Here is a 6,617-nt window from a genome sequence, read left to right on the forward strand (position 1 = left end):
GCCCCGCGGGGCGGGTGGTGGGGGCGTGGTGTGTGTTGTCGCCCCCCCCCCTCCGGGGGGTCCCGGCGGGGGGGGGCCCCCCCCCCCCCGGGCCCCCCCCCCGCGCTGAGCCGTCCTCGCTGCCTACCGCTTGTCGGCGCCCACCGGAACCGCGTGCCGGAGCCGGGCGCAGCGCGGGCACCGGATGAGCCGGCCGGGACCGAGTCGGTCGGCCTGCTGCATCGGGAACGAAGCGGTGCTGAACACGTGCCCCTCGGCACATCGGACGACGGTGCGCTCCATCGAGTCCATCAAGTCCCGGAGTCCCTTCCCCACGAGCCATGTGGTCAGTTTCCTGACCGACGACGGGGTCACATTACGGGATGAAAGGGACGCGAATCCACGCGGCGCTCCGCCTCTGAACAACCCTCGCGCGGTCCCCCCACCGTACGCCCCAACTCCCTTCACCCGCAGTCACTTCCAGGCCCCGGAACGCAGCCGGGCCCCGGCGCTCACGCGCCCGGGGCCCGGGATGAGGTACAGTGTCCGCCAGTACGGATCAGTTCAACGGCCGTACCGCGCGGGTGTAGTTTAATGGTAGAACATCAGCTTCCCAAGCTGAGAGCGCGAGTTCGATTCTCGTCACCCGCTCCACCGGACCCCTGAGTCAGCGACTCGGGGGTTGTTTGTTTTCCGTTCCCGCGCGAGCCGCGAACTCCTTCAGGAACAGGGCCTCCACGTGGGCCATGTGCTCGATCTCCGTCGGGTCGACGCTCTCGTTCGGGGCGTGGATGAGGCAGCGGGGTTCCTCCACTCCCATGAGGATGATCTCGGCGCGGGGGTAGGCCGAGGCGAAGACGTTGCACAGGGGGATGGAGCCGCCCTGGCCGAGGAAGGCGAGGGGTTTGCCGTAGACCTCGCTCATGGCCGTGCCGAGGGCCTGGTAGGCGGGGCCGTCGGTGGCGGCGCGGAACGGGGAGCCCGTGCTCTCCGTCTCGACGGTGACGCGGGCGCCCCAGGGGGCGGCTTGGGTGAGGTGTTTGGTGAGGGCCTCGCGGGCGGTGCCGGCGTCCATGTCCGGCGGGACGCGGAGGCTGACGCGGGCGCGGGCGGTGGCGGGGACGGCGGCCGCGGAGCCGACGACGGGCGGGCAGTCGATGCCGAGGACGGTGACGGCGGGGCGGGCCCACAGGCGGTCGGCGACCGTGCCGGTGCCGGTGAGGTGGACGCCGTCCAGGACGCCGGCGTCGCGCCGGAAGGTCGCCTCGTCGTAGCCGACGCCCTCCCAGGTGCCCTCGCAGTCCAGGCCGTCGATCCGGGTGGCGCCGGTGGCCGGGTCGCGCAGGGTCGACAGGGTCTGGATCAGGGCGGCGAGCGCGTCGGGGGCGGGGCCGCCGAACATGCCCGAGTGGATCTCGCCCTCGAGGGTGTCGAGGGTGACGACGAGGTTGGCGAGGCCGCGCAGGGTGATCGTCGCGGTGCCGGTGCCGACCTCCGCGTTGCCGGTGTCGCACACCAGCAGGGCGTCGGCGAGGAACTCCTCCGGGTGCTCGGTGACGTACGCCTCCAGGCCGCCCGTGCCCTGTTCCTCCGAGCCCTCCGCGACGAACTTCAGGCCTACGGGGATGTCGTCGCCGAGCGCCCTGAGCGCGGTGAGGTGCATGACGATGTTGCCCTTGCAGTCCGCGGTGCCGCGCCCGTACCAGCGGCCGTCGCGCTCGGTCAGGGTGAAGGGCGGGGTGGTCCAGGCGGCGTCGTCGAGCGGCGGCTGGACGTCGTAGTGGCAGTAGAGCAGGACGGTGGGCGCGCCGGGCGGGGGCGGGCGGTGGCCGACGACGGCGTGGCTGCCGTCGGAGGTCTCGACGAGGTGCACGTCGTGCAGGCCGGCCTCGGAGAAGGCGTCGGCGACCCAGCGGGCGGCCTTGTGGCACTCCTCGGGCGGGTACTGGCGGGGGTCGGCGACCGAGGGGACGGCGACGAGGTCGGTCAGGTCCTGCTTCGCGCGCGGCATCAACGCCGCGATGCGTGCGGCCAGTTCAGTCATGCGTTTCGCCTCACCGTGTCGTCGGTCTTCAGGTCGTCGAGCTTGTCCTTGAACGTGTCGAGCTTGTCGGGGCAGTAGATCTTCAGGATCTCGGCCTCGGCGCGCAGGGCGCGGGCGTCTCCGATGACGGGGCGCTGGCCGACGAAGGCGGCGCCGTTGGAGACGTTGATCTTCCAGAGGGCGGAGGCGAGGGCGCCGGCGGGGTCCTCGCAGACGGTGCCGCCGTCGGTACCGAGGGCCCGTTCGATCGTCTCCGTGTCGGGGCGGGGGTAGCCGGCCTCCTCGGCGGCGTCGGCGAGCTGGTTCGCCTTCTTCGCCGCCTCGTTGCCGGTCTTCACGCTCTCGTACTGGATGATTCCGATGATCGCGAGGACGACGAGGAGGACGATCGCGCCGACGTAGATCCACTTGTGTTCGGAGGCGAAGCGGGTGGGGCTCATGACGTGCCGCCTTCCTCGGCGGCCTCGGTGCGCCAGCCGGGTTTGCGGAACTTGAGGAACGCCCACGGGATGAGCAGGCCGAGGATGATGAGGCCGGAGCCGATGAGCAGGACGTACGACCAGACGCTGCCGCTGCCGAACTGCGAGGGCGGTACGAAGCCGATGGCGAGCGCGGCGAGGGAGGCCAGCAGGCCGACCGTGCACAGCAGGCCGAGGGCGGGGACGCGGTAGCCGCGCGGGTGGTCGGGCTGGGTCTTCCGCAGGCGCATCGCGGCGACGAACATCAGCAGGTAGACGATGAGGTACACCTGCGTGGTGATCGTCGAGAAGATCCAGTACACGTTGGAGACGTTCGGGATCAGCGCGTACAGCAGGGCGATGACGGTGGTGACGACGCCCTGGGTGACGAGGATGTTCTGCTGGATGCCGAACTTGTTGAGCTTCTGCAGGAACGGCGGCAGGTATCCCTCGCTGCGGGAGATCTCGAGGAGGCCCTTCGACGGTCCGGCGAGCCAGGTGAGCATGCCGCCGAGGGCCGCGGAGATCAGCATCACGGCGGCGATCGGGGTCATCCAGCCGATGTGGAAGTGGGAGAAGAAGGCGTCGAAGGCCTGCATCACGCCCGCGGTGAGGCTGAGTTGGTTCGCGGGGACGACCCAGCTGATGGCCAGGGCGGGCAGGATGAAGATCAGCAGGACGAGGCCCATCGCCAGGAACATCGACTTCGGGTACTCCTTCGCCGGGTTCTTCAGCGAGGAGACGTGGACCGCGTTCATCTCCATGCCGGAGTAGGAGAGGAAGTTGTTGACGATGAGGACCAGGCTCGCGAGGCCGGTCCACGCCGGCAGGAGGTGGTCCGAGGTCATGGGGGCGGCGGAGGCGTTGCCCTGGCCGAGGAAGACCATGCCGAGGACCACGAGGAGGGTGCCCGGGATGAGCGTTCCGATGATCAGGCCCCAACTGGACAGTCCGGCCAGGGCTTTGGTGCCGCGTGAGGACACCCAGACGCCGGTCCAGTACAGGACCATGATGACGATCGCCGTGTAGAGGCCGTTGGAGGCGAGGGACGGGTCGATGACGTACGCGATGGTGCTCGCGACGAAGGCGAGCAGGCTCGGGTAGTAGAAGATCGTCATCGCGAACTGGCACCACACGGCGAGGAATCCGAGCGGCTTGGACAGTCCTTCGCTCACCCACCGGTAGACGCCGCCCGACCAGCCGGAGGCGAGTTCGGCCGAGACCAGGGCGGTCGGCAGCAGGAACACGATCGCCGGGACGAGGTAGAGGAAGACGCAGGCCAGGCCGTAGACGGCCATGGTGGGCGCGGCCCGGAGGCTGGCCACCGACGCGGTCGTCATCAGGGCCAGGGTCACCCAGGACAGGGCCGGCCGGGCGGTCGCTCTCACCTCCGCCCGCTCGGCCTGTCTCGGAGTGTCCGCCGGGACGTCCATCGATGCCATCAGGCCTCCTGGGAGCTGTGGACGAGGTCGGGGACAGCCTCGGTGGGGTCGCGGCCGGGCGCAGGACGAGTGGGCCATTCGGGTGAGGCGGGCGGGGAGGGTGGGGCGGGTGGGGCCGGTTCCCGGGGGGCGGCTTCGGGGGCGGGTTCCCGGGCCGGGTGAGGCGGGACCGGGCCCGGGGGCGCGGGGTCCGAGATGCCGAGCGCCCGGCGCGCGTGCAGGCTGGAGCCCCTGCCGCCGGAGCGAGGAGACGGGCGTGGAGCGACGCGAGGCCGCGGGGGCGGAGCGGGACGGGGGCATGGGCCCCGGTGCCGGCCCCGGCCCCGGTCCTGATGGTGCGGCGGGGCTCGCCGGTCCGGTGCAGCCCGGCGCCCCTGCGGTGCCCGGCGCCCCTGCCGGGCTCGACGAGCTGGTCGTGTTCCTGTCCCGGCTGACGGGGCTTCTGCTGCGTACCTCCGGTGAGGGCGCGCACCTCGTGGAGCGGGCGGTCGCGGACAGCGCCCGCGCGTACGGCGGTTCCGCGACGCTGCTGCTGGTGCCGGAGGCGGCCGCGGTGGCGGTGACCTCGGCGGACGGCCGGACCCGGACCGTCACCGTGCACGGTGTCCCGGAGGTGTTCCGGCTCGATCAGGTCGCCGCGTTGAAGCCGCTGCTGGCGAAGGTGCGGGGCGGCCGGATCGGGCTCGCGGAGGCGGACCGGCGGCTGGCGGCGATCGTGGCGGCGCCGGCGCCGTACCCGTGGTGGCTGAAGTTCCTCGGCATCGTGCTGTTCTCGCTGGGGTTCTCCCCGCTGATGCAGCCGACCTGGTACGAGATCGGCGCCACGGCCGTGCTGGGCGCGCTGGCCGCGGGGCTCGCGGTCGCGGCGGACCGGGTGCCGGTGCTGGAACGGATCCTGCCCCTGGTGGTGTCGGTCGCCGTGTCCGTCGTCACGATCGAGGTGTTCGCGGACGATCCGGCGCGCGGCGGTCCGGTGCTGCTGATGCTCCCGGCGCTGTTCTACTTCGTGCCCGGCGACTATCTGAGCGCGGCCACCGCCGAGCTGTCGGCGGGCCTGATCACGACGGGTGCGATCCGGCTCGTCTACTCCGTGTTCCTGCTGGTCCAGCTGTATCTCGGGGTGCTGCTCGGCGTCGTCGTGACCGGCACCGACACCCGCGCTCTGTTCGACGTGGCGGCGGACGCGGATCTGCCCCGGTGGGCGCTGTTCCTGGCGTGGATCGTGTTCACGGCGGGCACGGTGCTCGCGTTCGCGATCCCGGTGCGGTTCTTCGTGCCGCTGCTGGTGCTCGTGTACGTCACCGTGGGCGTGCAGTCGGCGTTCACGAAGCTGGTCGGGGAGACGGGCGGTACGTTCGTCGCCGCCGTCGTCCTGGCGGCGGCGGCCACGCTGATCGCCCGCCGCCCGGGCCGCCCGCCCCGGCTGATCCTGCTGCTCCCGGGCTTCTTCACCCTGACCGTCGGCTCGCTCGGCATGCGCGGCCTGACGACGCTGGCGGGCGGCTACGTCATCGAGGGCTTCCAGGACCTGATGAAGCTGGTCACGATCGTCACGGCGCTGGCGGTGGGGCTGGTGGTGGGCGGGGCGCTGGTGGAGGGCGGTGGGCTCCGGCGTACGGCGCCCCGGGACGTGACCGAGTCCCTGTGACGTTCCTTGATCGGCTTCCGCTCTTGTAGCGGGGGCCGGAGACACCGGCTGCCCCAGAAGGGCTCAAGTGCTTCTCAAACGCGTCGTGTTGACCGTGGGGATCGTCGTCGCCGCCGGCCTGCCGACAGCAGGGACCGCTGTGGCGGGGCAGGAGTCCGCGGCCGGTCGGATCACCGCCACCGACTACTCCTCCGGTTCTCCCGCACTGGTCACGCTCGACCCGGCGAGCGGCGGCGTCATCCGGACCCTCGCGCAGAACGCCCAGGAGGGTGTCCTGTCCCCTAAGGGCTCCACCGTGGCGTTCGTCCAGCGTGACGACACCTGCATCCCGCAGCCCGAGGGCTGCGCGTACGCCCGGAACCTGGTGCTCGCCGGCAGCGACGGCAGTGACCGGCGCGTGCTGGTCCCGGGCATCGCGCCCGAGGCGAACGAGGCTCCGTACGTCGCGCTGCCCGACTGGTCGCCCGACGGCAAGCGGATCGTCTACTCCAGCCCTCGCGGTATGGAGTGGATCAAGACCGACGGCACGGGTCAGGAGGTGCTCACACCGGCCGGCGGCGCGGGCACGTTCTCGCCGGACGGCAAGACCATCGCGTTCGTGCGGACCAGCACGTACGAGACGCCGGACGGCTGGGAGTCCGGCCGCGACGTCTGGATCATGGACGTCGCGACCCGTGAGGTGCGCCAGGTCAGCACCGCGCGCGACGCGTCGTCCGGGCCCGTCGACTGGTCCCCCGACGGACAGCGCATCGCCTACGTCACCGACAACGGCCTGGCCACCGTCGACGTGGCGACCGGCACCACGACACAGTTGCAGAACAACTGGACGACCTACCTCACCGGCGTCCAGGGCCCGGTCTTCTCCCCCGACGGCACCCGGATCGCCTTCTCCGCGGTGAACACCGTCGACTACACGCGCAGCACGTACGTCGCCGGCGCCACGGACGGAAGCGACCCCCAGGTCCTGACGTCCCAGGGGTCGACCCCGACGGACTGGCTGATCGGGTAGCCCGAACGCCCGCCGCGGGCCCGCGCCGCTCCTGAGG

General features: G+C 71.7%; 5 protein-coding genes and 1 tRNA gene. 3 read left to right on the forward strand and 3 right to left on the reverse strand.

Annotated elements, in window-relative coordinates; genetic code table 11:
• Positions 1 to 559: 559 nt before the first annotated feature.
• Positions 560 to 633 (forward strand) — tRNA-Gly (locus ACFW9D_RS37535).
• 13 nt (positions 634 to 646) lie between these two features.
• Here ACFW9D_RS37535 and ACFW9D_RS37540 read toward each other — a convergent pair.
• From ACFW9D_RS37540 to ACFW9D_RS37550, 3 genes are read right to left on the reverse strand one after another with little or no spacing between them, the layout of a single operon-like run.
• The gene (locus ACFW9D_RS37540; protein ID WP_384629894.1) at positions 647 to 2,023 is read right to left on the reverse strand and encodes a dipeptidase; all 1,377 of its coding nucleotides are present in this window, start codon (positions 2,021 to 2,023) and stop codon (positions 647 to 649) included.
• Entirely contained in the window at positions 2,020 to 2,463 is a 444-nt protein-coding gene (locus ACFW9D_RS37545; protein WP_384629896.1) for a hypothetical protein, read from the reverse strand. Before ACFW9D_RS37545 ends, ACFW9D_RS37540 begins: the two co-directional genes overlap by 4 nt.
• Entirely contained in the window at positions 2,460 to 3,923 is a 1,464-nt protein-coding gene (locus ACFW9D_RS37550) for an APC family permease (protein WP_384629898.1), read from the reverse strand. The genes ACFW9D_RS37545 and ACFW9D_RS37550 overlap by 4 nt, the downstream gene beginning before the upstream one ends.
• A 256-nt stretch (positions 3,924 to 4,179) precedes the next feature.
• Here ACFW9D_RS37550 and ACFW9D_RS37555 point away from each other — a divergent pair, with 256 nt between their 5' ends.
• On the forward strand, positions 4,180 to 5,571 hold the full coding sequence (locus tag ACFW9D_RS37555; RefSeq protein ID WP_384629900.1) for a threonine/serine exporter family protein: 1,392 nt from the start codon (positions 4,180 to 4,182) through the stop codon (positions 5,569 to 5,571).
• A gap of 67 nt (positions 5,572 to 5,638) precedes the next feature.
• The gene (locus ACFW9D_RS37560) at positions 5,639 to 6,580 is read left to right on the forward strand and encodes a DPP IV N-terminal domain-containing protein (RefSeq protein ID WP_384629902.1); all 942 of its coding nucleotides are present in this window, start codon (positions 5,639 to 5,641) and stop codon (positions 6,578 to 6,580) included.
• The last annotated feature ends 37 nt before the right edge of the window (positions 6,581 to 6,617 follow it).

Origin of the sequence: Streptomyces sp. NPDC059524, assembly GCF_042749255.1 — a bacterium.
Taxonomy (GTDB): domain Bacteria; phylum Actinomycetota; class Actinomycetes; order Streptomycetales; family Streptomycetaceae; genus Streptomyces; species Streptomyces xanthii.